At 74.8% G+C, this 23,008-nt stretch carries 20 protein-coding genes, 1 pseudogene and 1 riboswitch; of the genes and pseudogenes, 11 read left to right on the top strand and 10 right to left on the bottom strand.

The window, feature by feature from the left end; genetic code table 11:
• The first annotated feature begins 13 nt into the window (after window positions 1–13).
• The 5 genes from PGN05_RS01510 to PGN05_RS01490 are packed head-to-tail and all read left to right on the top strand — an operon-like array spanning window position 14 to window position 5,734.
• Window positions 14–1,717, top strand: a complete 1,704-nt coding sequence (locus PGN05_RS01510) for a dihydroxy-acid dehydratase (RefSeq protein WP_419750528.1) — start codon at window positions 14–16, stop codon at window positions 1,715–1,717.
• The gene (locus PGN05_RS01505; RefSeq protein WP_419750527.1) at window positions 1,714–3,063 is read left to right on the top strand and encodes an FAD-dependent oxidoreductase; all 1,350 of its coding nucleotides are present in this window, start codon (window positions 1,714–1,716) and stop codon (window positions 3,061–3,063) included. The genes PGN05_RS01510 and PGN05_RS01505 overlap by 4 nt, the downstream gene beginning before the upstream one ends.
• Window positions 3,060–4,340 carry an aconitase X gene (locus tag PGN05_RS01500; protein WP_419750525.1) on the top strand — a complete coding sequence of 427 codons (1,281 nt, stop codon included), beginning with the start codon at window positions 3,060–3,062 and terminating at the stop codon, window positions 4,338–4,340. Before PGN05_RS01505 ends, PGN05_RS01500 begins: the two co-directional genes overlap by 4 nt.
• Window positions 4,337–4,795, top strand: coding sequence for an aconitase X swivel domain-containing protein (locus PGN05_RS01495; RefSeq protein ID WP_419750523.1), 459 nt, complete (start codon window positions 4,337–4,339; stop codon window positions 4,793–4,795). Before PGN05_RS01500 ends, PGN05_RS01495 begins: the two co-directional genes overlap by 4 nt.
• Window positions 4,796–4,840: 45 nt before the next feature.
• Window positions 4,841–5,734, top strand: coding sequence for an IclR family transcriptional regulator domain-containing protein (locus PGN05_RS01490; RefSeq protein WP_419750521.1), 894 nt, complete (start codon window positions 4,841–4,843; stop codon window positions 5,732–5,734).
• A 4-nt stretch (window positions 5,735–5,738) separates the two neighbouring features.
• Here PGN05_RS01490 and PGN05_RS01485 read toward each other — a convergent pair whose 3' ends face one another.
• The 3 genes and pseudogenes from PGN05_RS01485 to PGN05_RS01475 form a co-directional block, all read right to left on the bottom strand.
• Window positions 5,739–7,388, bottom strand: a complete 1,650-nt coding sequence (locus PGN05_RS01485; protein ID WP_419750519.1) for an AMP-binding protein — start codon at window positions 7,386–7,388, stop codon at window positions 5,739–5,741.
• Between the two features lie 5 nt (window positions 7,389–7,393).
• Window positions 7,394–8,452, bottom strand: coding sequence for a hypothetical protein (locus PGN05_RS01480; protein ID WP_419750518.1), 1,059 nt, complete (start codon window positions 8,450–8,452; stop codon window positions 7,394–7,396).
• A gap of 13 nt (window positions 8,453–8,465) precedes the next feature.
• Window positions 8,466–9,002: pseudogene (locus PGN05_RS01475) on the bottom strand (UGSC family (seleno)protein).
• A gap of 207 nt (window positions 9,003–9,209) precedes the next feature.
• Here PGN05_RS01475 and PGN05_RS01470 point away from each other — a divergent pair.
• Window positions 9,210–10,064, top strand: coding sequence for an alpha/beta fold hydrolase (locus tag PGN05_RS01470; protein ID WP_419750516.1), 855 nt, complete (start codon window positions 9,210–9,212; stop codon window positions 10,062–10,064).
• A gap of 24 nt (window positions 10,065–10,088) precedes the next feature.
• Here the strand turns inward: PGN05_RS01470 and PGN05_RS01465 are convergent, their stop codons facing one another.
• From PGN05_RS01465 to PGN05_RS01450, 4 genes are all read right to left on the bottom strand, one after another.
• The gene (locus PGN05_RS01465; protein WP_419750514.1) at window positions 10,089–10,688 is read right to left on the bottom strand and encodes a YceI family protein; all 600 of its coding nucleotides are present in this window, start codon (window positions 10,686–10,688) and stop codon (window positions 10,089–10,091) included.
• 75 nt (window positions 10,689–10,763) lie between these two features.
• Window positions 10,764–11,624 (bottom strand): amidohydrolase family protein, encoded by an 861-nt coding sequence (locus PGN05_RS01460; RefSeq protein ID WP_419750512.1) that lies wholly within the window; start codon window positions 11,622–11,624, stop codon window positions 10,764–10,766.
• The gene (locus PGN05_RS01455) at window positions 11,625–13,475 is read right to left on the bottom strand and encodes a feruloyl-CoA synthase (RefSeq protein WP_419750511.1); all 1,851 of its coding nucleotides are present in this window, start codon (window positions 13,473–13,475) and stop codon (window positions 11,625–11,627) included.
• Window positions 13,476–13,501: 26 nt separating this feature from the next.
• Window positions 13,502–14,371 (bottom strand): enoyl-CoA hydratase-related protein, encoded by an 870-nt coding sequence (locus PGN05_RS01450; protein WP_419750509.1) that lies wholly within the window; start codon window positions 14,369–14,371, stop codon window positions 13,502–13,504.
• Window positions 14,372–14,394: 23 nt separating this feature from the next.
• Here PGN05_RS01450 and PGN05_RS01445 point away from each other — a divergent pair, with 23 nt between their 5' ends.
• Complete coding sequence (locus tag PGN05_RS01445; RefSeq protein WP_419750507.1) at window positions 14,395–15,153, top strand: SDR family NAD(P)-dependent oxidoreductase; 759 nt, start codon at window positions 14,395–14,397, stop codon at window positions 15,151–15,153.
• On the top strand, window positions 15,150–15,554 hold the full coding sequence (locus PGN05_RS01440) for a RidA family protein (RefSeq protein WP_419750505.1): 405 nt from the start codon (window positions 15,150–15,152) through the stop codon (window positions 15,552–15,554). The genes PGN05_RS01445 and PGN05_RS01440 overlap by 4 nt, the downstream gene beginning before the upstream one ends.
• Before the next feature lie 226 nt (window positions 15,555–15,780).
• On the opposite strand, the gene PGN05_RS01435 is transcribed toward PGN05_RS01440, so the two are convergent.
• Together PGN05_RS01435 and PGN05_RS01430 are read right to left on the bottom strand one after the other, a co-directional pair.
• Window positions 15,781–16,584: an alpha/beta fold hydrolase gene (locus PGN05_RS01435; protein WP_419750503.1), complete on the bottom strand. Its 804-nt coding sequence runs from the start codon at window positions 16,582–16,584 to the stop codon at window positions 15,781–15,783.
• A gap of 131 nt (window positions 16,585–16,715) precedes the next feature.
• Complete coding sequence (locus tag PGN05_RS01430) at window positions 16,716–17,561, bottom strand: PaaX family transcriptional regulator C-terminal domain-containing protein (RefSeq protein ID WP_419750502.1); 846 nt, start codon at window positions 17,559–17,561, stop codon at window positions 16,716–16,718.
• A 134-nt stretch (window positions 17,562–17,695) separates the two neighbouring features.
• On the opposite strand from PGN05_RS01430, the gene PGN05_RS01425 reads away from it, so the two are divergent.
• Genes PGN05_RS01425 through PGN05_RS01415 form a run of 3 tightly spaced genes read left to right on the top strand, consistent with a single transcriptional unit; the run spans window position 17,696 to window position 22,577 of the window.
• Window positions 17,696–19,306 (top strand): AMP-binding protein, encoded by a 1,611-nt coding sequence (locus tag PGN05_RS01425; RefSeq protein WP_419750501.1) that lies wholly within the window; start codon window positions 17,696–17,698, stop codon window positions 19,304–19,306.
• 8 nt (window positions 19,307–19,314) lie between these two features.
• Entirely contained in the window at window positions 19,315–21,669 is a 2,355-nt protein-coding gene (locus tag PGN05_RS01420) for a bifunctional salicylyl-CoA 5-hydroxylase/oxidoreductase (protein ID WP_419750499.1), read from the top strand.
• On the top strand, window positions 21,666–22,577 hold the full coding sequence (locus PGN05_RS01415) for a DMT family transporter (RefSeq protein ID WP_419750497.1): 912 nt from the start codon (window positions 21,666–21,668) through the stop codon (window positions 22,575–22,577). The genes PGN05_RS01420 and PGN05_RS01415 overlap by 4 nt, the downstream gene beginning before the upstream one ends.
• Here the strand turns inward: PGN05_RS01415 and PGN05_RS01410 are convergent.
• The gene (locus PGN05_RS01410; protein ID WP_419750495.1) at window positions 22,567–22,881 is read right to left on the bottom strand and encodes a DMT family transporter; all 315 of its coding nucleotides are present in this window, start codon (window positions 22,879–22,881) and stop codon (window positions 22,567–22,569) included. The two genes, PGN05_RS01415 and PGN05_RS01410, sit on opposite strands and share 11 nt — an antisense overlap.
• Window positions 22,882–22,892: 11 nt before the next feature.
• A riboswitch (guanidine-III (ykkC-III) riboswitch) is annotated at window positions 22,893–22,958 on the bottom strand.
• Between the last annotated feature and the right edge of the window lie 50 nt (window positions 22,959–23,008).

The raw sequence follows: 23,008 nt of genomic DNA, 5'->3' as shown, positions 1-23,008 counted from the left end.
GCGAGGAGTCCCCGTGACCGAGCTGCGCAGCAACCTCGTCGAGGGCAGCTCGCGCTGGGCGGTGCGCCGCGCCCAGTGGCGGGCGCTCGGCATCCCCGACGAGGACATGACCAAGCCGAAGATCGCGATCGTCAACTCCTCCTCGGACCTCGCGATCTGCTTCAGCCACCTCGACGGGGTCGTCGGGCCGCTCAAGGAGGCGATCCGGGCCGCCGGGGGGCTGCCGTTCGAGGTCCGGACGGCGGCGCCCAGCGACTTCATCACCTCGGCCGGCCGCGACGGGCGCTACATCCTGCCCAGCCGCGACCTGATCGTGAACGACGTCGAGGTCGCGGTGGAGGGTGCCCAGCTCGACGGCATGGTCACCCTGGCCTCCTGCGACAAGACCGCGCCGGCGCACCTCATGGCCGCCGCCCGGCTGGACATCCCCACGATCGTCGTCGGCTGTGGCTACCAGCCCAGCGGCGACTACCGCGGCGAGCACGTCGACATCGAGGAGGTCTTCCTCGCGGCCGGTTCCGCGGCGGCCGGCCGGATGACCTTCGAGCACCTGTGCGGGATGGCCGACAACGCCATCCGCGGGCCCGGGGTCTGCGCGGGTCTCGGCACCGCCAACACCATGCACATGGCCTGCGAGGCGCTGGGCATGTCGCTGTCGGGGACCACGCCCGTGCTGGCCAACAGCCCGGCGATGTGGGACGCGGTCCGCCTGGCCGGCGAGCGCATCGTCGGGCTGGTCACTGCGGGCCTGCGCCCGCGCCAGGTGATGACGGCGGCGGCCTTCCGCAACGCGGTGACGGTGATGCTGGCGACCAGCGCGTCGGTCAACTCGATCAAGCACCTGCAGGCGGTGGCGCACGAGGCCGCCGTGCACGTCGACGTGCCCGGCCTGTTCGCCGAGCTCGGCGACCGCGTTCCGCTGCTGTGCGCCGTCCGCCCCAACGGGCCGCACTTCATCGAGGACCTCGAGCGGGCCGGCGGCACGCGGGCGGTGCTCGCCCAGCTGCGCGACCTGCTCGACCTCGACGTCCCCACGGTCGACGGCGGCACCCTCGGCGACGCCCTCCGCGACGCCGCGCCCGCCGACGAGGAGGTGGTCCGCCCCGCGGACCGCCCCTTCGGCACCCGGCCGACCATCGTCATGGTCCGCGGCTCCCTGGCCCCGGGCGGCGCGGTGGTCAAGCGGCCGGTCGACGACCGCGGCGCCCGCCGCTTCGAGGGCACCGCGCTCTGCTACTCCTCCCGCGACGAGGCCCTCGCGGGGCTGGCGCGCGGCGACATCCCGCCCGGCACGGTGCTGGTCGTCCGCGGCCTCGGCGTCGTCGGCGGCCCCGGCATGGCCCTGGGCTCGGCGGTCGTGTTCGCCCTGGAGGGCGCCGGCCTCGGCGACAGCGTCGCGGTGGTGACCGACGGGCAGATGTCCGGGCTGGTCAACGTGGGCACGGTCGTCGGCGAGGTCACGCCCGAGGCGGCGCTCGGCGGCCCGCTGGCCCTGGTGGAGGACGGCGACCGGATCGTCATCGACGTCGACCGGCGCACCGTGGACCTCGAGGTGCCCGACGACGTCCTCGCCGCCCGCCGCGAGCACCTGGCCGCGCCCGAGCTCGGCCCCGACCACGGGTGGCTGTCGGCCTACCGCCGGCTGGTCTCCCCCGTTCCCGAGGGCGCGGTGCTCACCTCGCCCGCCCCCGGCCGCACCCCCGAGGACCGCCCGTGACCGACAGCTGGATCGACGAGCCGGGACGGCGCACCGCCGTCCTCGGCGAGTACGAGGTCGTCGTGCTCGGCGGCGGGCCGGCCGGGGTCATGGCCGCGGCCGCCGCGGCCCGCGCCGGCCGGTCGACGATCCTGGTGGAGCGCAACGGCTACACCGGCGGCGCGGGCAGCGCCGGCGGGCTGTCCACCTTCTGCGGGCTGCACGCGCGCGTGCACGGCGAGGACCGGCAGGTGGTGCACGGCCTGGCCGACGAGCTGCTGGAGCGGATCGACGCGCTCGAGGGGCTGAACCCGCCCCACCTGAGCTTCGCCAACCGGATCCTCGCCCAGGCCTACGACATCAGCGCCTACAAGATCGCCCTCGACGACCTGCTGGTCGAGTCCGGGGTGACGCTGCTGTTCCACGCGCTCGCCGTCGGCGTGGTCATGGCCGACGAGTCGACCGTCGACGCGCTGCTCGTGGAGTCCAAGTCCGGCCGCGGCGCCATCCGCGGGCGGGTGTTCGTCGACGGCTCCGGCGACGGCGACCTCGCTGCCTGGGCCGGGGCGCCGTACGAGAAGACCGACCCGGCGCACGGGATGCTCTACCCGTCGCTGATGTTCCGCATCAACGGCGTGGACCCCGCGGTCGCGGCCACGACCAACGACCTGCTGCCGGCGCTCATGGAGGACGCCGAGCAGTCGGGCCGGTACACCTTCCCGCGCAAGCGGCCGATCGTGCGCCCCCAGCGCAACCCGCTGGAGTACCGGGCCAACATCACCCAGCTGTCCAACGCCGACGGCAGCGCCATCGACGGCACCGACGTCTGGCAGCTGTCCCGCGGGGAGCTGCAGGGCCGGCGCCAGGTGCGCGACGTCTTCCCGTTCTACCGGCGCGAGGTGCCCGGCTTCGAGGCCGCCTACGTCGTCGACATCGCGCCGGACATCGGCATCCGGGAGACCCGCCGGATCGTCGGGGCCTACCAGCTCAGCGAGGACGACATCCTCGACTGCGCCGACTTCCCGGACGCGATCGGCGTCAACGGCTGGCCGGTGGAGGCCCACGTCGCCGGCGACGTCGAGATCCGCTGGCAGCGGCAGCCGCGGGGCTACAACCAGCTGCCCTTCCGGATGGTCGTGCCACAGCGGCTGACCAACACCTACGTCGTCGGCCGGTGCGCCTCGATGACCCACGAGGGGCAGTCCAGCGCCCGGGTGACCGGGCCGTGCTTCGCCATGGGCCAGGCGGCCGGCACCGCCGCCGACCTCGTGCTGTCGGCGGGGGTCGCCGCCGGGGACGTCGACGTCGCCAAGCTGCAGGCCCGCCTGCAGGAGGACGGCGCCTGGCTGGGCGGTGAGTCCCGGTGAGGCTGGCCGACGACGAGCAGGCGATGCTCGACGGCGTACAGGGCGAGGCGGTCGCGGCCGCGATGGACCTGCTGGTCCGCTACGGCGAGGTCCTGGGGGCCGAGCGGCTGGTCGACACCGACAACGTCTGCGGCGCCAACCTGTTCGGCTCCCGGCACAGCCTGGTCTGCGGCTCCCCCACCCCGGACGCCGCCTTCTCCGAGCACAGCCTCGACGCGCCCACGGTGCTGCCCATCCCGCCGGTGAAGGCGCAGAGCTACCAGCTCATCGGCCCGATGGACACCAAGCACTGGCAGGTGCAGGGGCTCCCCCAGGCCGAGCACGACGAGATCGTGGCCAGCGAGCAGTACAACGCCGAGCACGGCATCCACCTGCTCAACACCTGCACGCCCTACCAGGTGGGCAACGTGCCGCTGAAGGGCGAGCACTGCGCGTGGATGGAGAGCTCGGCGGTCGTCTACGTCAACTCGGTGCTCGGCGCCCGCACCAACGTGGAGGGCCGGGAGAGCACCGGGGCGGCGATGCTCACGGGCAAGATCCCCTACTGGGGGCTGCACCTGGACGAGAACCGGCACGGCTCGCACCTGGTCGAGGTGACGACGCCGGTCGAGTCCAACCGCGACTGGGGGCTGCTGGGCTACTGGATCGGCGAGCAGGTGCCGGAGGAGGCCATCCCGGTCGTCGACGGCATCCCCGCCACCCCCGACCTGGTCCGGCTCAAGCACTTCGGCGCGGCGGCCGCCTCCTCGGGCGGGGTCGAGCTGTACCACGTCCCCGGGGTGACGGCCGAGGCCCGCACGGTCGAGGAGGCCCTGGCCGGCCGCGCGCCGGCGGTCCGGTTGGGCTACGGGCCGGCGCAGCGCCGCGAGGCCTACGAGCACCTCAACGCCACGGCCCGGGACACCTCGGTCGACCTGGTGATGATCGGCTGCCCGCACGCGACGCTCGGCCAGATCCGCGACGTCGTCCGGCTGCTGGAGGGCCGCCGGGTGCACCCCGACACCGAGCTGTGGGTCTTCACCCCGCGCGCGCTGCGCCACGTGGCCGAGCGCAACGGGTACGACCGGGCGCTGGCCGACGCCGGCGCGCTGCTGATGAGCGACACCTGCCCGGCGATCGGCCAGTTCCTGCCCGAGGGCGCACGGGTCATCGCCACCGACTCGGCCAAGCAGGTGCACTACCTGCCGGCGATCATGAACGTCCAGGGCTGGTTCGGCACCCTCGCCGAGTGCGTGGACGCCGCCGTGACCGGCACCTGGCGGGGGGAGGCCCCGTGACCGAGCTGCGCGACCGTGCCGCGCTCCGGGCGGCCGGCGAGCCGATCGTCCTCACCGGCCGGGGGCTGGTCGGCGGGGTCGCCGAGGGCGAGGCGCTGGTCACCCGCGAGGCCATCTCCGGCTGGGGCGGGGTGGAGCCGCGCAAGGGCCGGGTCATCGAGTCCCGGCACGAGCTGGTCGGGCAGTCCTTCGCGGGCCGGGTGCTGGTCTTCCGGGGCGCGAAGGGCTCCTCGGGCTGGTCGGGCATGTTCCACATGTCGCGGCTGATGGGCTCGGCGCCGGCGGCGATGGTCTTCACCACGATGAACACCAAGATCGCGCTGGGGGTGGTGGTGACGCACGTGCCGGCGATCACCGACCTCGACGGTGACCCCTTCGAGCTCATCCGCACCGGCGACTGGGTGCGGGTGGACGCGGACACGGGGCAGGTCGTGGTCACCCCCTCCGGGGGATAGCGGCGCCGGCGCCGGTCGCCCCCGACGGCGCAGGGACGAGGATCGATGACCGACGACGACGCCGCGCCGCAGGGCCGCGACCGCGGAGAGGAGCTGGACGCACTGACCGGACCCGAGGCCGTGGCCGTGGCCGACGACGCCCCCCGCCCGCGGGGTGACTACTTCGTGCAGTCGCTGGAGCGCGGGCTGGCCGTGGTCAAGGCGTTCACCGCCGAGGAGCCCGAGCTCACGTTGAGCGAGATCGCCCGGCGGACGGGGATGACCCGGGCGGCGGCCCGCCGCTTCGTGCTCACGCTGGTCGACCTCGGCTACGTGGGCACCGTCGACCGGCGGTTCCACCTGCGCCCGTCGGTGCTGGAGCTCGGCTACACCTACCTGTCGGTCATGTCGGTGCCGCAGCTGATGGCGCCGCACCTGACCGCGCTGTCGGACCGGCTCAACGAGACGGTGAGCGCGGCGGTGCTGGACGGCGACGACATCGTCTACGTCGCCTGGGTCGGGCCCCGCCGGGTGCGGGTCGGCGGCATCACGATCGGCACCCGGCTGCCGGCGTTCGTCACCTCGCACGGCCGGGTGCAGCTGGCCGAGCTGCCCGAGGACCGGCTGACGGCCTACCTCGAGCGGACCCCGCTGGAGCCGCGGACCTCCCGCACGGTCACCGACCCCGCCGTCCTCCGGCAGCGGCTCGCGGAGGTCCGGGCGCAGGGGTTCGCGCTGGTCGACCAGGAACTCGAGGAGGGCGTCACCTCCATCGCCGTGCCGGTGCGCGACGCGCAGGGCACGGTCGTCGCCTCGCTCAACGTCGGCACGCACTCGCGCCGGTTGTCCCCCGCGGCGCTGCGGCGGGCGGCGCTGGAGCCGCTGCGCGAGACCGCGCGCCTGGTCGAGCGGGACATCGGGCTGCTCGGGGTCCGGCCGACCCCGCCCGGCCAGCTCTGACCGGTCAGGCCCGCCCGGGCAGCCCGCGGGCCTGCTCGGCCGCCCAGCGCCGGTCGACCTTCCCGGACACCGTCCGCTCGATCGTGGGCACCACCGACACCAGCCGCGGCCGCTTGTAGTCGGCCAGCCGGGCGCCGACGTGCGCGGCGAGCTCCGTGGCGTCCACCTCGGCCCCGGGCTCCGGCACGACCAGCGCGGTCACCCGGGCGCCCCAGCGGTCGTCGGGCACCCCGACGACCACCGCCTCGGCCACCGCGGGGTGGTCGACGAGCACCTGCTCGACCTCCTCGGCGAAGACCTTCTCCCCACCGGTGTTGATGACCCCCGAGCCGCGGCCCAGGAGCGTCAGCGTGCCGTCGGCCTCCAGCGTGGCCGAGTCCCCGGGGACGGCGTGCCGGACGCCGCCGATGGTGCGGAACACCGCCGCGGTGGCCTCCGGCGCGTCCAGGTAGCCCAGCGGGAGGTTGCCGGTGCTGGCCAGCTCGCCGACCTGCCCGGACCCCGGGACGACGTCGGCGCCGTCGGGCCCGACGACCCGCGCGTTGGGCGGCAGCGTGAAGGTGGAGGTGACCGCGTCCGGGTCCGGCCCGGACACGCTGATCCCGAACGGGCCGCCCTCGGTGGCGGCGATCGAGTCCTGCAGCGTGCAGCGGGCGTACCCGAGCAGCCGCCGCTTGGTGTCGGTGCTCCACCGCACCCCGGCGCTGACGATCCGCTGCACCGAGGACAGGTCGTAGGGCCGCCCGGCCGCCGCGGCCCGGTCCAGCTCGGCCAGCAGGGGGACGGCGAAGGCGTCGCCGACGATCGCCAGCTCGTGCACGCCGTGCTCCTGCACCGCCGTCCACAGCGCCGCCGGGTCGAGCGAGCGCTGCGGCAGGGTGACCACCCGGCCACCGCGCAGCAGGTTGCCCAGGCTGAAGAAGAAGCCGGTGCCGTGCATGAGCGGCGACGCCGGCAGGATCACCGGCGCGGTGCCGTCCGCGACCGCCTCGAGGGCGTCGGCGACCACGCCGTCGAGGTCGGCCGGAACGGGCCGCTGCGCCCGCCCGTAGGCCGAGGAGACGACGCCGCACACGCCCGCGCAGTCCCAGACGACCGCCTTGGGCAGCCCCGTCGTCCCACCGGTGAGCAGCAGCACCCGGTCGTCGGCCGAGCGCGCGGTCCGCGGCGCGGGCGGCCCGGCGACGGCCTCCTCGTAGGGCGTGACCCCGCTGTCCTCGACGTCCCCGGCGACGACCACGGCGGTCAGGCCGGGCAGCCGGCCGGCGACGGCCGCGGCCCGGTCGGCGAGGGAGGCGTCGACGACCAGCGCGCGGGCGTCGACCATCCGCAGGACCTGCTCGAGCTCGGCCTCGAGGTAGCGGTAGTTCACGTTGACCGGGACGGCGCGCAGCTTGAGCACGGCCACCACGGACTCGAGGTACTCCGGCGAGTTGTACAGGCCGATGCCCACCGGGTCGCCCGCACCGACCCCACGGGCGGCGAGGGCCCCGGCCAGCCGGGCGGCGCGGTCGTCGAACTGCCGCCAGGTCAGGGCACGGTCGCCGTGCACGAGCGCGGTGCGGCCCGGGTCGACGGCGCTGACGGCGTCGGCGACCGCCTCGAACAGCGTCGCGAGGTTGTCCCGGAACCGGGCCTCCCCGCCCGCGGCCACGGCCCTCAGACCCCCGCGACCCGGGCGACCGCCGGCCGCCCGCCGCGCGGGCCGAAGGTCTCCACGACCGCCGACACCCCGGAGTTCGAGGCGCCGGCCACCACCACGAGGACGGCGTCGGGCGAGGTCATCGCGCGGATGCCGTCCCGCGCGGGGTCCGGCCCGTCGTCGACGACGGCGTCCGGGTGGTCGCGCGCGACCCGCCAGTGGCTCTTCGCCGACACCGCGCCCTTGCCGGCGCGGTCCAGCTCCTCCCGCGACACGAACGACTGCTCGTACAGGTACTCCGACACCTGCCGCTTGCTCCATCCGGCGTCGGCCAGCAGGTGGGCGTGCTCGGGGCCGAGCACGACGAGGGCGCTCACCGTCTGCTGCAGCAGCGCCCCGGTGCGCCGCAGGCTGCCGGCGACGTCGTCGAGCAGCTGCTCGGGGACGCCGGTGTGCCGGGCCTCGATGTGCAGCGTCGAACGCATGGTGAACGCGGTCACCGCGCTGTCCTCGGGCGCGAGGCCGCAGTCGACGTGCAGCGGCGCCCAGGGCGACTGCTCCTCGTTCTCGCCGATGCAGCAGGTGTACTTCGCCGGCGTCCCCTGGGTGGCCTGGTCCAGCTCGTGCGGTCGCAGGCCCAGGCTGTTGATCGCGGCGAGCCGCACCGCCCGGCCGATCGTCGCGTTCGCCCGGAACCCCGGGCCGAACAGGTTCCCTGCGCTGTTGACGCCGAGCTCCTGCCGGACCCGGCCGTTGACCAGGAGCAGGGTGCCGGTGCCGGTGGTGCTCTGCCAGATGCCCTTGCGCGGGTAGCCCTCCTCGCGCAGCGAGTCCCAGGCGGCCACGACCACGGGGAAGTACTCCGGCCGGCAACCGGCCATCACCGCGTTGATCGCCGCCAGCCGCACGGTGACCGCGCGGTTGAGCTGCGGCATCTCGAGCAGCACCTCGCCCGGGTCGCGGTCGACCCGGGCGAGGTGCGCGTCGAGCGCCTCGGCGTCGCAGGGGACGACGGGCAGCCCGTCGGTCCAGCCCTGCGTGTAGACGTGCTCGATCGCCCGCTGGGTGGGGTTCACCCGCGCCCCCCGGTCACTCCTCGACCCCGAGGATCTCGAGGACGCGGGGCAGCATCTCCTGCACGCGCCGCCGGAGGCCCTCGGCGTCCAGGCTGGCCACCGGGTGCGGGATGGAGACGTAGTCGAAGCCCGGGAACCCGTAGGTCCGGGCCATCGCCTGCGCGGTGAGCTTGAAGGGGTCGGTGCAGATGGAGACGGCCGGCACGCCCTGCCGCTCCAGGAGGATCCCGTCGGCCACACTGGCCGCGCTGCAGGAGCCCTAATCACCGATCGCGGTGATCGCGAAGTCGCACTCCTCGAAGATCCGCTGGGTCTGGGTGGGCTCGACCGGGGTGCCGAAGTAGGGCTTGCTGTACATCAGCACGTCCTTGAGCCCGTACCGCTCGCGCAGCACCGACCCCAGCTCGTTGAGCAGGGCCGCGCCGTTGGGCTTGGTGTTGTCGAGCAGCCCGAGGGTCTTGCCCCGCAGGGTCGCCGGCCGGGCGGCCAGGGACGTGTCGGATGCGGTGTCGGTGGCGCCGGTGGGGTCGAGGATCGACTCCAGCTCCATGGCGGCTCCTCGTCGTCGGGGATGGCGGCAGGGCGTGTGCGGCATACGCACACCAGTTCCCTTGCCGCACAGCGACCCTAGACAGCGCGGGCGGCCGGGTCAACGACGGGGGCCGCTCCCCCAGGCCCGGCGCGGCCGCCCGTAACGTCGCCTCCCGGTCCCGGCTGCCGCGGGGCCCGCGCGCCACGGCCCCGAGGAGTACCCCGCATGCCCGCCCCCGGCTGGTTCCCCCGCGCCCTCGCCACCGAGCCCGAGCACCGGGACGTCGAGGTCGACGGCGCCCGGATCCACTACCGGGTGTGGGGCGAGCCGGGCCGGCCCGGGCTGGTGCTGGTGCACGGCGGCGCGGCGCACTCCGGGTGGTGGGACCACGTGGCGCCGCTGCTGGCGACCCACCGCGTCGTCGCCCCCGACCTCAGCGGGCACGGGGACAGCGACTGGCGCCCGGCCTACGACATGGCGCGGTGGGCACGCGAGGTGCTCGCCGTGGCCGGCGCCGAGCAGCTGACCCGGCCGGTCGTGCTGGGCCACAGCATGGGCGGCTGGGTGGCGCTGACCATCGGCGTCGAGCACGGGGACGCCGTCGCCGGGGTCGCGGTCATCGACTCCCCGCTGGACCGGCAGCCGCCGGAGGAGCAGACGCTGCGCGAGCAGCCGCGGGTGCACCGGGTGCACCCCGACCTGGCCGCCGCCGTCGCCCGGTTCCGGACGCTGCCCGCCCAGGACGTCTACCTGCCCGACGTCCGGGAGCACGTCGCGCGCGGGTCGCTGCGGGCCGTCGAGGGCGGGTGGACGTGGAAGTTCGACCCCGGCTTCTTCGGCACCCGCCCGCTGGTGCGCCAGCTGCTGCCCCGGCTCGCCGCGCCGGCCGCGCTGTTCCGCTGCGAGCAGGGGCTGGTGACCCCGGAGATGGCCGCCGAGATGGCCGCGCTGGTCCCCGGCGGGCTGCCCGTCGTCGACCTGCCCGAGGCCGGCCACCACCCGATGCTCGACCAGCCGCTGGCGCTGGTCACCGGCGTCCGGACGCTGCTGGCGCTCTGGCCGCCGGCCCGCCCGGCCTAGGCGCGAGCCGCCGGCGCGGCTCGCTCAGTGGGTGCGGACGGCGGAGACGTCGAACTCGATCTGGATGCGGTCGCTGACCAGCACGCCGCCGGTGTCGAGCGGCGTGTTCCAGGTCAGGCCCCAGTCGCTGCGCCGGATCGCCAGCGCGCCCTCGAACCCCACCCGGGTGTTGCCGAACGGGTCCTTGGCCGAGCCGGTCAGGGTGAAGTCGACCGTGACCGGGCGGGTGGTGCCGCGGATGGTCAGGTCGCCGGTCACCGAGTAGACGTCGGACTCGACCTGCTCGACCGCGGTGGAGACGAAGACGATCTCCGGGTAGGTCTCGACGTCGAGGAAGTCGGCCGAGCGCAGGTGCCCGTCGCGGTCGGCCTGTCCCGTGTCGACGCTGGCCGTGCGGATCCGGAGGGTGACCGAGCTGGCCGCCGGGTCCGCCGTGTCCAGGTGCGCCGTGCCGCTGAAGTCCGTGAACGACCCGCGCACGGTGGTCACCATCGCGTGGCGGGCCCGGATGCCGATGCGCGTGTGCGCGGTGTCGACCTCGTAGTCACCGGTGACGTCGACGAGGGCGGTGGTCGCCGCGTCGAAGTCGGTGGGGTCCGCGTCAGGCGCCCGGTGCTTGCCCATGACCGGCCTCTCCCTCCCCCGGGTACATCCGCACCATCCTGACCGATGCGCCGCGCGGAGACGAACCGGGGTCCCTCAGGCGGGGTCCAGGCCCACGTACACCCGTCGCGCGTTCTCCCCGAGCACCAGCGGGACGACGTCGTCGGGCAGTCCCAGCGAGGCGACCGCCCGCGCGTTGGCCGCCTGCCCCGGGACGCCCGGCCAGTCGGTGCCGTAGATCCACTTGCGGGCCAGCCGGCCGAGGTCGAAGCGGGCGTAGTACTCGGGCAGCCGCTTGGGCGGCAGGCCGGACAGCTCGATCCAGACGTTGGGCCGGGAGACGGCGAGGAACGCCGCGGCGTCGTACCACCAGCCGCGGCCGCCGTGCGCGAGCACCACCTGCAGGTCGGGGAAGTCCCGCAGGACGGCGTCCAGCAGCTGGGGGTCGGCGTAGGCGTTGGTCGACCCGGGGAAGCTGCTCGTGCCGCAGTGCACGACCAGCGGCACCCCCCGCTCCACCAGCAGGGCGTAGGCGGGGTACATCGCGGCGTCGTCGGCGCGGAAGCCGCCGTGCACGGGGTGGATCTTGAGCGCGGCGGCGCCGAGGTCCAGCTGGCGGGCCAGCTCCCGCGCGATCGGGAAGTGCAGGTGCGGGTTGACGTTGGCGACCGGCCGGAACCGCCGCGGGTTGTGGTCGACCAGCGGCAGCAGGTCGTCGAAGAGCTGGTAGCCGGTCGCCTTGGGGCTGTACTCGCAGAACAGCAGCGCGACGTCGACGCCCTCGTCGCCGAACAGCCGGTCGAGCACCGCCGGGTCCGGCGAGCCGTCGGCCCGCCACGCCTCCTCGAGCAGGCCGGGCCGGCCGAACTGCCGGGCCCAGTCCAGCCAGGCCGGCGCGAGGGTGGCCAGGTGCGGGACGTGGACGTGCGCGTCCACGAGGAGGTGACCGTCGAGCACTCAGCGATCCTCTCGCGGTCCCCGCACGACCACCCGCGGGGGCAGGGGGTCGGCGGTGAGCACCGCGACCAGGTCCGCCCGCCGGTCCCGGACGGCGGCCTGGTTCACGTAGCCCTTGTCGGTGACCTCGCCGGCGTCCAGCCGGGGCGGCTCGGTCAGCACCAGCAGCCGCTCGACGCACTGCGAGGAGCCGCCGCCCTGGGCGGCCAGCCGGTCCATCGTGGCGACCAGGTCGGCGCGCAGGCCGTCGTCGGGCACCCCGCCGGCGTCGACCCGCCCCGCGTGCTCGGGGTGCAGCCACACCATCGCGGTCACGCAGTCGCCGTCCTGGCCGCACAGCACCGCGTCGGTCAGGAGTCCCCGCGCCGCCGACAGCAGTTGCGGGCGCAGGGTCCCCGCGCTGACGAAGGTGCCGGTCGACAGCTTGAAGTCCTCGGCGATCCGCCCGCGGAACACCAGGCCCGCCGCGGGGTCGTCCGGATCGGCGAGCGCGACGGCGTCCCCGGTGCGGAGGAAGCCGTCCGCGTCGAACGCGGCCGCCGTGAGGTCGGGACGGCGGTGGTAGCCGGGCGTGACGTTCGGGCCGCGCACGCGGACCTCGGTCTTGGCGTCGCCGGTCTTCGCGTCGCCGGTCCCGGCGTCGATGGTCCCGGCGTCGATGGTCCCGGCGTCCACCGGGACCAGGGCCAGCTCCACCCCCGGCAGCGGTACCCCGAGCACGTCGCTGCGGGGGATCGGGAAGTGCGCCGACGTCGCGGCCGGCGCGGTCTCGGTCAACCCCCAGGAGGTCGTCATCTGCATCCCGCTGCCGTGCGCGGCGGCCAGCGCCTGCAGCCGGTCCCACAGCTGCTGGGGCAGCGCGGCCGCGGCGAAGAAGCCGAGCCGGAGGCGGTCGAGGAACGCCCGGGCCGCATCGGCGTCCCGCTCCAGGTGGGGCAGCAGGGCCGCGTAGCCGGCCGGCACGTTCAGGTAGACGGTGGGGTGGACGTCGGCCAGGTTGCGCACCGTCCGCTCGACCAGGCCCGGCGCGGGGCGGCCGTCGTCGATCCACAGGCTGCCGCCGTTGACCAGCACCAGGTTGGTGTCGTGGTTGCCGCCGAAGGTGTGGCTCCACGGCAGCCAGTCGAGCAGCACCGGCGGCTCCTCGGCGAGGAACGGCCAGACCTGCCGCATCTGCTGCTGGTTGGCCGAGAGCATGCCGTGGGTGTTGAGCACGCCCTTGGGCTGCCCCGTGGAGCCGGAGGTGAAGAGGATCTTGGCGACGTCCTCGCGGCGCAGGGCCGCGCACCGGCGGTCGACCTCGGCCGTCGGCTCGGCGCCGAACCCCGCCAGCGGGGTCGACCCCGGGACGTCGCCGTCCCGGCTGAGCACCGGCCGGTCCCCCGCGACCGCGGCGACCGCCGCGGCGTACGAGGCGTCCTCGGCGACCACCAGGCCGGGGTCGACCAGCTCGGCCATCGCCTGCAGCTTGGCGTGGTCGGCGCTCTGCAGGGAGTAGGCGACGCTGGTCGGGACGACGGGCGCCCCGACGGTCATCGCCGCCAGCGCAACGGTCAGGTGCAGCCGGCTGTTGCCCGACAGGACGAGCACCGGCCGCTCGGCCAGCCCGCGGTCGAGCAGCCCCTGGGCCAGCCGGTCGGCCTGCGCGCGGACCTCGCCCCACGTCGAGCGGGCCCAGCTCTCCCCCGACCGCTCGGCCACGAGCAGCCGGTCGGGGTGCGCCTCGCTCCCGGCGCGGAACGAGTGGACGACGCTGACCGGGTGGTCGGCCAGCGGCTCGGCCGAGCGCAGGAGCAGCCGGCCGTCGGGCAGCCGCCGCGACTCGATGCGCGGAGGACGGAAGGTGTCCATCTGCAGTGCACCTCCAGGGGGGCCGGTCAGCGGAAGCGGCGGAAGTCCGGCGGGCGCTTCTCCGCGAAGGCCCGGGCGCCCTCCATGCCCTCCTCGCCCTCCGCGAACAGCGCCAGCCCGTCGAAGGCCAGGTGCGAGATCCCGCCGAGGTGGTCGGTGTCGGCGTTGAACGAGTGCTTGAGGAAGCGCAGCGCGGTCGGCGAGTAGGACCCCATCGTCCGGGCCCACGCGCGGGCGGTCTCCAGCAGCTGGTCGCGCGGGACCACCTCGTTGACCAGGCCCCAGCGCTCGGCGGTCGCGGCGTCGTAGCGGTCGAGGAGGAACCAGATCTGGCGGGCCCGCTTCTCCCCCACGACCCGCGCCAGGTATGCCGAGCCGAAGCCGGCGTCGAAGGAGCCGACCCGCGGCCCGGCCTGGGCGAAGGTCGCCTCCTCGCAGGCCACGGTGAGGTCGCAGAGCACGTGCAGCACGTGCCCGCCGCCGATCGCGATGCCGTTGACCGCGGCGATCACCGGCTTGGGGATGTCGCGGATGATCCGGTGCAGCCGCTCGATCTCGAACGTGCCCCACTCGGTCTCGCCGTAGCCGCCGGTCTCGGCCCGCTCCTTGACGTCCCCGCCGGTGCAGAAGGCGCGCTCGCCGGTGGCGGTCAGGACGACGGCGGCCACCCGGCGGTCGGCCCAGGCGTGCTTGAACGCCGAGATCAGCTCGTCGACGGTGCGTCCGCGGAAGCTGTTCATCCGCTCCGGCCGGTCGATGGTGATGACGGCGTGGTTGTCCTCCTCCACCTCGTACCGGATGTCGGTGAACTCCTCGGGCCGCATCGCGCACCACCCCTCCGTGGTCGTCGGCGCCGGCGGTCGCGGCCGGTATGTCGTCATGTTGACGGTCGTCACGAGCGACTGGCAAGCTCGCCGGCGTGGTCCCCCGCCGCTGCCTGGTGACCGGCGCGGGGCGGGGCATCGGTGCCGCGGTCGCGCGGCGGCTGTCCGCTCAGGGGCACCCGGTCGCCCTCACCGCGCGCAGCGTGGACGAGCTGGCCGCGGTCGCCGGCGACCTGCCCGGCCCCGCACTCGTCGTCCCCGCCGACCTCACCGACCCGGCCGCGGCCGACGCCGTCCTCGGCACGGTGGAGCGCGAGTGGGGCGGACCGGTGGAGGTGCTGGTGCTCAACGCCGGCGCGGGGACGTCGGCGCCGCTCGCGCGGACCACCGACGAGGACTGGGCGCGGATGCTCGAGCTCAACCTGACCGCGCCCTTCCGGCTGCTGCGGCGGGCGCTGCCCGGGATGGTCGACGGCGGGTGGGGCCGGGTGGTCGCCGTCGCCTCGACCGCGGCCAAGCGCGGTGACCCGTACGTCGCGGCCTACACGGCCAGCAAGCACGGACTGCTCGGCCTGGTCCGGTCGGCGGCGGCCGAGGTGGCCGGCACGGGGGTGACGGTGAACGCCGTCTGCCCCGGCTACGTGGACACCCCGATGACGGCGCGGACGGTGGCCACGATCAGCGCCACCACCGGGCGCACCGAGGAGCAGGCGCGGGAGGCACTGAGCCGCCGCCAGCCGATCGGCCGGCTGGTCGACCCCGACGAGGTGGCCGACGCGGTGCTGCTGTGCGTGGCCAGCGCGGCGATCACCGGACAGGGGATCAACGTCGATGGAGGAGCGGTGCAGTCGTGAGTTCGCTGGAGCGGGTGGACCCGCCGGAGCTCGCCCGGCCGTCCGGCTTCGCGCACGCCGTGGTGGCCCAGCCCGGACGGACGGTCTTCCTGGCCGGCCAGACGGCGATGGACGCTTCGGGACGCATCGTGGGCGGGGACGTCGTCGAGCAGTTCGAGCGGGCACTGGGCAACCTGTTGACGGCGTTGCGGGCGGCCGGTGGCGAGCCCGCACACCTGGCCTCACTCACCGTGTACGCCGTGGACCTCGTCGACTACCGGGCGCGCGCCCGTGACATCGGAGCGGTGTGGAAGCGACTGGTCGGCCGCGAGTACCCCGCGATGGCCGGCATCGGCGTGGCCCGCCTGTGGGACGACGACGCGCTCGTCGAGGTCCAGGGCATCGCCGTCCTGCCGGCGTGAGCGTGGCCGGGCATCGCGACCGTTCCGTCCGCCCAGGACAGTGACAGCTCACTGACCTGCCGGCCGCGCTGCGAACACCGAGGCGGCCCGCGCACCTAGCCCGGGTCCGCGGGGACGGTCCGAGGGCTACCGGCTCGCGCTCGCAACATCGGTCGCGGTGCAAGCGACTGCGTTGGGCGGCTGCGGACACCTCGCCGGAGGTCGAATGCCGAGCAGCCTGGCGTCGTCACCCAGCCCCAGCGAGGTGCGGCTGCGGCGAGGCTCCCTCCTGGGCCCGCCGGATGGGGGCCACGGTCGGCACTGGCTCGTTGGTCAGGAAGTCGAGGACGAGCGCGTTCACCAGGTGTGGCTTCTCCTGGGTGAGGAAGTGCGACGTCCCCGGCACCACGGCGAACTCCGCGCCCGGGATCGCGTCGAACATGGCCACCGCGTGCTCGAGCGTCACCAGGTCGTCGTCCGAGAACATCACCAGGGAACGAGCGCGGATCTTCCCCAGTTCGGCGATGTCCACGTGCGGCTCGTTCTCCATCAGCTCGCCGATCTTCGCGACGACGACCGGGAAGTGCGCCTCGCCGTCCGGTGACACCTCTCCGTAGGCCGTGCCGAGGAACTGCACCACCTCGTCGACGTCGAACTCCGTGTCCGGCGCGGCCTCGCCGGACTTGTCGAATCCGCCGCTGATCATGACCAGCCGGTTGACCAGGTCGGGGCGCTGGATCGCGACGAGCATCGCGACGAAGGCGCCGTCACTGTGCCCGACCAGGTCAGACGGCCCGCCGATGACCTGGTCGAGGAAGGCGATCGTGTCGTCGGTCATCAGCTGGTAGGTGATCGGCCCCTCCACGTCGGCCGTGTGCCCGTGCCCGCGCCGCTCGGGGGTGTAGACGTGGAACCGCTCGGCCAGCGGCTTCAGGTTCGGCTCGAAGAAGCGGGCGTCCACCAGGCCGCCGTGCAGCAGCACCAACGGTGCGCCGTCCCCGTGCTCCTCGTACCAGGTGGTGACCGGGCCCGTCTGCACGTACGAAGCCATGTCCGCTCCCTCGGTCGACCGGCTGCACGGCGATATCGACCCTCCCGCAGGGGAGCGGGACACGGAACCCGTCCGCGCGCCCCCCATGCAGGACGCGCCCGGCGACGACTGCACGGGCGTGCCACGAGCGCTCAGGCGTCGAGCAGCCGGCGGGCGTGCTCGCCCGCGGGGCCGGCCAGCCGCTCGGCCAGCTCGGCGAACAGGTCGGCCGCGCGGGCGCCGTTCCAGTCGGCGGGCAGCAGCTCCAGCGGCAGGCCGGGGTCGGCGTAGGGCAGCCCGCGCCAGTCGGTCACCAGCCGGACGTGGTCGGCGAACGCCTCGGCCGGGTCCAGCGCGCGGTCGGGATGCGCGCGGTGCCGGGCGGGCGCGTGCCGGTCGAGGAAGGCGGCGTAGCGCGAGTGCAGCGCGTCGAGGTCCCACCAGCGGGGCACGGCAGCTCGCGCCTCCTCGCGCGGCACCCGCGCCCGCGAGAACAGTTCGACGTAGCCGGACAGCCCGCGCCGGCGCAGCACCTCGTGGACCTCGTCCCCCAGGTGGCCGGGCGCGATCCAGACCCCCGGCGCCACCGTGCCGAACCCGAGATGGCTGAGCTCCGAGCGGAGCCGGTGCCGACGCTCGCGCTCGGACTCCGGCACGGAGAAGACGACGATCAGCCAGCCGTCGTCCTCCTGGGCCCGACGCCGGCCGAAGATGCGGGCGTCCCCCTCCGCCAGCACCTCCAGCGCCTCCGCGGTCAGCGCGTACCCGGCCACGTCGCCGTCGCGCCGGGCGTCGAGCAGCCCCCGCCGCTTGAGCCGGGAGATCGACGACCGGACCGCGGCCTCCTCCACCCCGAGGTCCGCCATCAAGCGCACGACGGCGGCCACCGACAGCCAGCCCCCGCGCTCGCGGGCGTAGAGCCCGTACAGGGTGACGATCAGCTGGCGGGGCTGGAGGACGACGGGGCCCGGAGCCGCCGCCTCCTCGACGGCGGTCACGCGCACACGATAGCCACGCGGCCGGGACCGCGAGGGGCCCGCCATGCCGCCCCGTTGACTCCCGTCAGCACAGCGCCATACTGGCGCGAGGGTGCGGCCCGGCCGGACCCGGCGACCGCAGGGAGGTCCGTCCCATGACGCTGAGCGCCCCGCCCCTGTCCCCCTCCGCGCACGTCGATCCCTTCTGCCGCGACCACCTGCCCCCGCCAGGACAGTGGCCCGTGCTCGACCTCGGGGACCTCGGCTACGGCGAGAAGCTCAACGCCGCCACCGAGCTCCTCGACGGCACCATCGCCCGCCTCGGCCCGGACCGGCCGTGCCTGCGCACGCCCGACGGACCAGCCTGGAGCTACGGCGAGCTGCGCGACCGGGCCGACCGCATCGCCGGCGTCCTCACCGACGAGCTCGGTGTCGTCCCCGGCAACCGGGTGCTGCTGCGCGGGTTCAACGGCCCCGACCTCGTCGCCTGCTGGTTCGGCGTGCTCAAGGCCGGCGCGGTCGCGGTCACCACGATGCCGGTCCTGCGCCCCGGCGAGCTGGCCACCATCGGGGAGATGTGCCGCCCGGCCGTCGCGCTGTGCGACGCCCGGCTGACCGCGGACCTGGAGCGGGCCGCGATCCCCGGCCTCGCCGTCGTGACCTTCGGCGCCGACGCCCCCGGGGACCTCACCGCCCGCTGCGCGGCGCGACCAACGGGCTTCCGCGACGTCGAGACGGCCGCCGACGACGTCGCGCTCATGGCCTTCACCTCCGGCACGACCGGCCGGCCCAAGGCCACGATGCACTTCCACCGCGACGTGCTCGCCATCGCCGACACCTTCTCGGCACACGTGCTGCGCCCCGAGCCGGACGACGTCTTCGCCGGCAGCCCGCCGATCGCGTTCACCTACGGCCTCGGCGGCCTCGTGGTCTTCCCGCTGCGCGCGGGCGCCAGCGTGCTGCTGCTCGAGCACCCCTCCCCCGACCTGCTCGCGGACGCCGTCGCCGACTCCGGCGTGACCGTGCTGTTCACCGCCCCCACGGCCTACAAGGCGATCGTCGCGGGCGGCCGGGGCGACCGGCTGGCCGGACTGCGCCGGGCGGTCTCGGCCGGCGAGTCGATGCCCGCCGCCGTGTGGCACGGCGTGCGCGAGGCGAGCGGCGTGCGGGCCATCGACGGGATCGGCTCGACCGAGATGCTGCACATCTTCATCGCCGCGTCCGGCGACGACATCCGCCCCGGGTCGACCGGCCGCGCCGTCCCCGGGTACACCGCCGCGGTGCTCGACGACGACGGCCACCCCGTGCCCGACGGGACCGAGGGCCACCTCGCCGTCCGCGGGCCCACCGGCTGCCGCTACCTGGACGGTGACCGCCAGGAGGTCTACGTCCGACACGGCTGGAACTACACCGGCGACACCTACGTCCGCGACGCCGACGGCTACTTCGCCTACCGGGCCCGCACCGACGACATGATCATCTCGGCCGGCTACAACATCGCCGGACCGGAGGTCGAGCAGGCGCTGCTGAGCCACCCCGAGGTGGTCGAGTGCGCGGTCGTCGGGGCGCCCGACCCCGACCGCGGCACGGTCGTCAAGGCGTTCGTGGTGCTCAACCCCGAGCGCGCCCGCGAGGTGCCGGCCGAGGAGCTGCAGGCCCACTGCAAGCAGGTGATCGCGCCGTACAAGTGCCCCCGGGCCGTCGAGTTCCGCACCGAGCTGCCGCGCACGAGCACCGGCAAGCTCCAGCGCTTCCGGCTGCGGTGAGCGACGGCATGCGCATCGCGGTGGTGGGCGGCGGGCCCGGCGGGCTGTACCTCTCCGCCCTGGTCAAGCAGCTCGACCCGGCGCACGAGGTCACGGTCTGGGAGCGGAACGCCCCCGACGACACCTTCGGCTTCGGCGTCGTCTTCTCCGACGAGACCCTGGGCGGCATCGAGCACGCCGACCCGGCGGTGTTCCGGGAGATGGAGCGGCACTTCGCCCGGTGGGACGACATCGACGTGCACCACCGCGGCCGGGTGACCACCTCCGGCGGGCACGGGTTCGCCGCGATGAGCCGCAAGGAGCTGCTGGGCATCCTGCAGCGGCGCTGCGCCGACCTCGGCGTGCCGGTGCACTTCCGCACCGAGGCGCCCGACCCCGAGGTGCTGCGGCGCGAGCACGACCTCGTCGTCGCCGCCGACGGCGCCCGCTCGGCGGTGCGCACCCGCTACGCCGACGTCTTCCGGCCGACGTTCGACACCCGGCGCTGCCGGTACATGTGGCTGGGCACCGACCTGGTCTTCGAAGCGTTCGAGTTCCTCGTCGAGGAGACGCCGCACGGCGTCATGCAGATCCACGGCTACCCCTACGACCGCACCGGCAGCACGTTCATCGTGGAGATGCACGAGGAGGTGTGGCAGCGCGCCTTCGGGGACGTCGCCGCCCTGGACCTGCCGCCCGGCGAGAGCGACACCAAGTCCATCGCCCTGGTCGAGCAGCTGTTCGCCGGCCGGCTCGGCGGCCATCGGGTGTTCGCCAACAACTCCAAGTGGCTGAACTTCCTGTCGCTGCGCAACGAGACCTGGCGGCACGGCAACCTGGTGCTGCTCGGCGACGCCGCGCACACCGCGCACTTCTCCATCGGCTCGGGCACGAAGCTGGCGATGGAGGACGCGCTCGCGCTGGCCGCCTGCCTCCACGAGCAGCCCGGCGTCGACGCCGCGCTCACCGCCTACGAGGCCGAACGCCGCCCCGTCGTGCTCTCCACCCAGCGCGCCGCGCAGGCCAGCCTGGAGTGGTTCGAGGACATCGGCCGCTACGTGCACCAGGACCCCGAGCAGTTCGCCTTCAACATCATCACGCGCAGCCGGCGGGTCACCCACGACAACCTGCGGCTGCGCGACCCGGAGTTCGTGGCGGGCGTCGACGCCTGGTTCGCCCGCACCCAGCCCGTGCCGGCACAGCCGCGCCCGCCGATGTTCCACTCCTTCCGGCTCGGCGGCCTGGAGCTGGCCAACCGCGTCATCGTGAGCGCGATGGACGTGTACTCCGCCGTCGACGGGCTGCCCACCGACTTCCACCTCGTGCACCTGGGGAGCAAGGCGCTCGGCGGCGCGGGGCTGGTGATGACGGAGATGGTCTGCGTCTCGCCCGAGGGCCGGATCACCCCGGGCTGCACCGGCTTCTACACCGCCGGGCAGGAGGCGGCGTGGACCCGCGTCGTCGACTTCGTGCACGGCGCGACCGACGCGCGGATCGGTGTCCAACTCGGCCACTCCGGACGCAAGGGCTCCACGAAGCTCATGTGGGAGGGGATCGACGAGCCGCTGCCCGAGGGCAACTGGGAGGTGGTCGGCCCCTCGGCCGTCCCCTACTCCCCTGCCAACGCCGTCCCCCGGGAGCTGACCGAGGCCGACCTCGAGCTCATCCGCGACCAGTTCGTCGCCAGCACCCGCGCGGCGGCCCGCGCCGGCTTCGACGTCCTGGAGCTGCACTGCGCGCACGGCTACCTGCTCTCCTCGTTCATCTCCCCGCTGGCCAACCACCGCACCGACCGCTACGGCGGGCCGCTGGAGAACCGGCTGCGCTATCCGCTGGAGGTCTTCGACGCCGTCCGCGCCGTGTGGCCGGCGGAGCGGCCGATGACGGTGCGCATCTCGGCGACCGACTGGTTCGAGGGCGGCACCGACGTGGACGACGCCGTCGCGGTCGCCCGGGCGTTCGCCGAGCACGGGGCCGACGGCATCGACGTCTCCACCGGCCAGGTGGTCAAGGACGAGCGGCCGGCGTTCGGGCGCAGCTACCAGACCCCGTACGCCGACCGGATCCGCAACGAGGTGGGCCGCGAGTTCGGGGTCGCGGTCATCGCGGTCGGGGCCATCTCCAGCTGGGACGACGTCAACTCGATCCTGCTGGCCGGCCGCGCGGACCTCTGCGCCCTCGGCCGCCCGCACCTCTACGACCCGCAGTGGACGCTGCACGCCGCCGCGGAGCAGGGCTACACCGGGCCGGGCGCGCAGTGGCCCGCGCCCTTCCGGGCGGGCAGCCGCCGCCCGCAGGCCGGGCGCACCGACGGCCCGCGTCCGCGGCTCGAGCTGCTCCGGACGCGCGCGACGGGAACCCGGCACGCACGCTGGCGTCCGTGACCGCACCCTCCCGACTGCTGCGCCTGGGCGGGCCGGCGCTGTTCGTGCTGCTGTGGAGCACCGGCTTCGTCGGCGCGAAGTACGGGCTGCCCTACGCCGAGCCGTTCACCTTCCTCGGCGTCCGGCTGGTGGTCGCCGCCGCGCTGCTGGCCGGGCTGGCGCTGGTCCTGCGGTCGGCGCGGCCCCGCGGGCCGGCCCAGTACCGGCATGCGTCGGTGGCCGGGGTCCTGCTGCACGCCGGCTACCTCGGCGGGGTCTTCTACGGCATCTCGGTCGGGGTCCCTGCGGGGGTCTCGGCGGTCGTGGTGAGCCTGCAGCCGGTCGTGGTGGCCGTCCTCGCCGTCCCCCTGCTGGGCGAGCGGGCCACCGCCCGGCAGTGGGCCGGGCTGCTGCTGGGCCTGGCCGGCGTGGCGCTCGTCGTGGGACCGGGGATCGCCGCGGCCGGACCCGCCGCCCCGCTGCCCGTCTCCGGCGTCCTGGCCTGCGTCGTCGGCCTGGCCGCCGGCACCGCGGGGACGCTGTACCAGAAGCGGCACGGCGACGAGGTGCCGCTGGTGTGGGGCACGGCCGTGCAGTACGCCGCCGCCTCCGTGCTGCTCCTGGCGCTCGCGTTCGCCACGGAGGACACCACCATCCGCTGGACGGGCGAGTTCGTCGCCGCCTTCGTGTGGCTGGTGCTCGTCCTGTCCCTGGGGGCGGTGCTCCTGCTGCTGGTGCTGCTCCGCCGGGGGACGGCGGCCGGCGTGTCGAGCCTCTACTATCTGGTGCCGCCGGCGACCGCGGTGGAGGCCTACCTGCTGTTCGGCGAGCGCCTGGCGCCGCTCTCGCTGCTGGGCATCGCCGTCACCACCGTCGGCGTGGCCCTGGTGGTGGTCCCGCCCCGGCGGCGCGCCGCGGTCAGTGCGTGAGCTTCAGGCCGATCACGCAGCCGACGATGCCCGCCAGCAGCAGCACCCGGAGCGCGGAGACCGGCTCCTGCCCCGACCACATCGCGTAGCCCGCGGTCAGGGCGGCGCCGATGCCCACCCAGACGGCGTAGGCCGTGCCGATCGGCAGGGCGCGCATCGCGAGGGCGAGCCCGACCATGCTGGCGACCAGCGCGCCGACGAACACCAGGGTCGGCGCCAGGCGGGAGAAGCCCTCGGAGCGGCCGAGGGCGGTGGCCCAGACGGCTTCGAGGACACCGGAGAGGACGAGGACGAGCCAGTACACGGCAGAACTCCCTGACGCCGTCTTGTCGCTGACCGGGTACGGCGGTGCTCGTCCGGGAGCCCGGCTGGGGACTCCCTCCCACCGTCTCACACCCCGACGGCGCCCGGCGGTGAGGATCGCCACCACG

Source organism: Geodermatophilus sp. CPCC 206100, assembly GCF_048569675.1.
Classification (GTDB): Bacteria; Actinomycetota; Actinomycetes; order Mycobacteriales; family Geodermatophilaceae; genus Geodermatophilus.
Note: the sequence above shows the minus strand (reverse complement) of the source record. Positions and strands in the feature narration are given on the sequence as shown.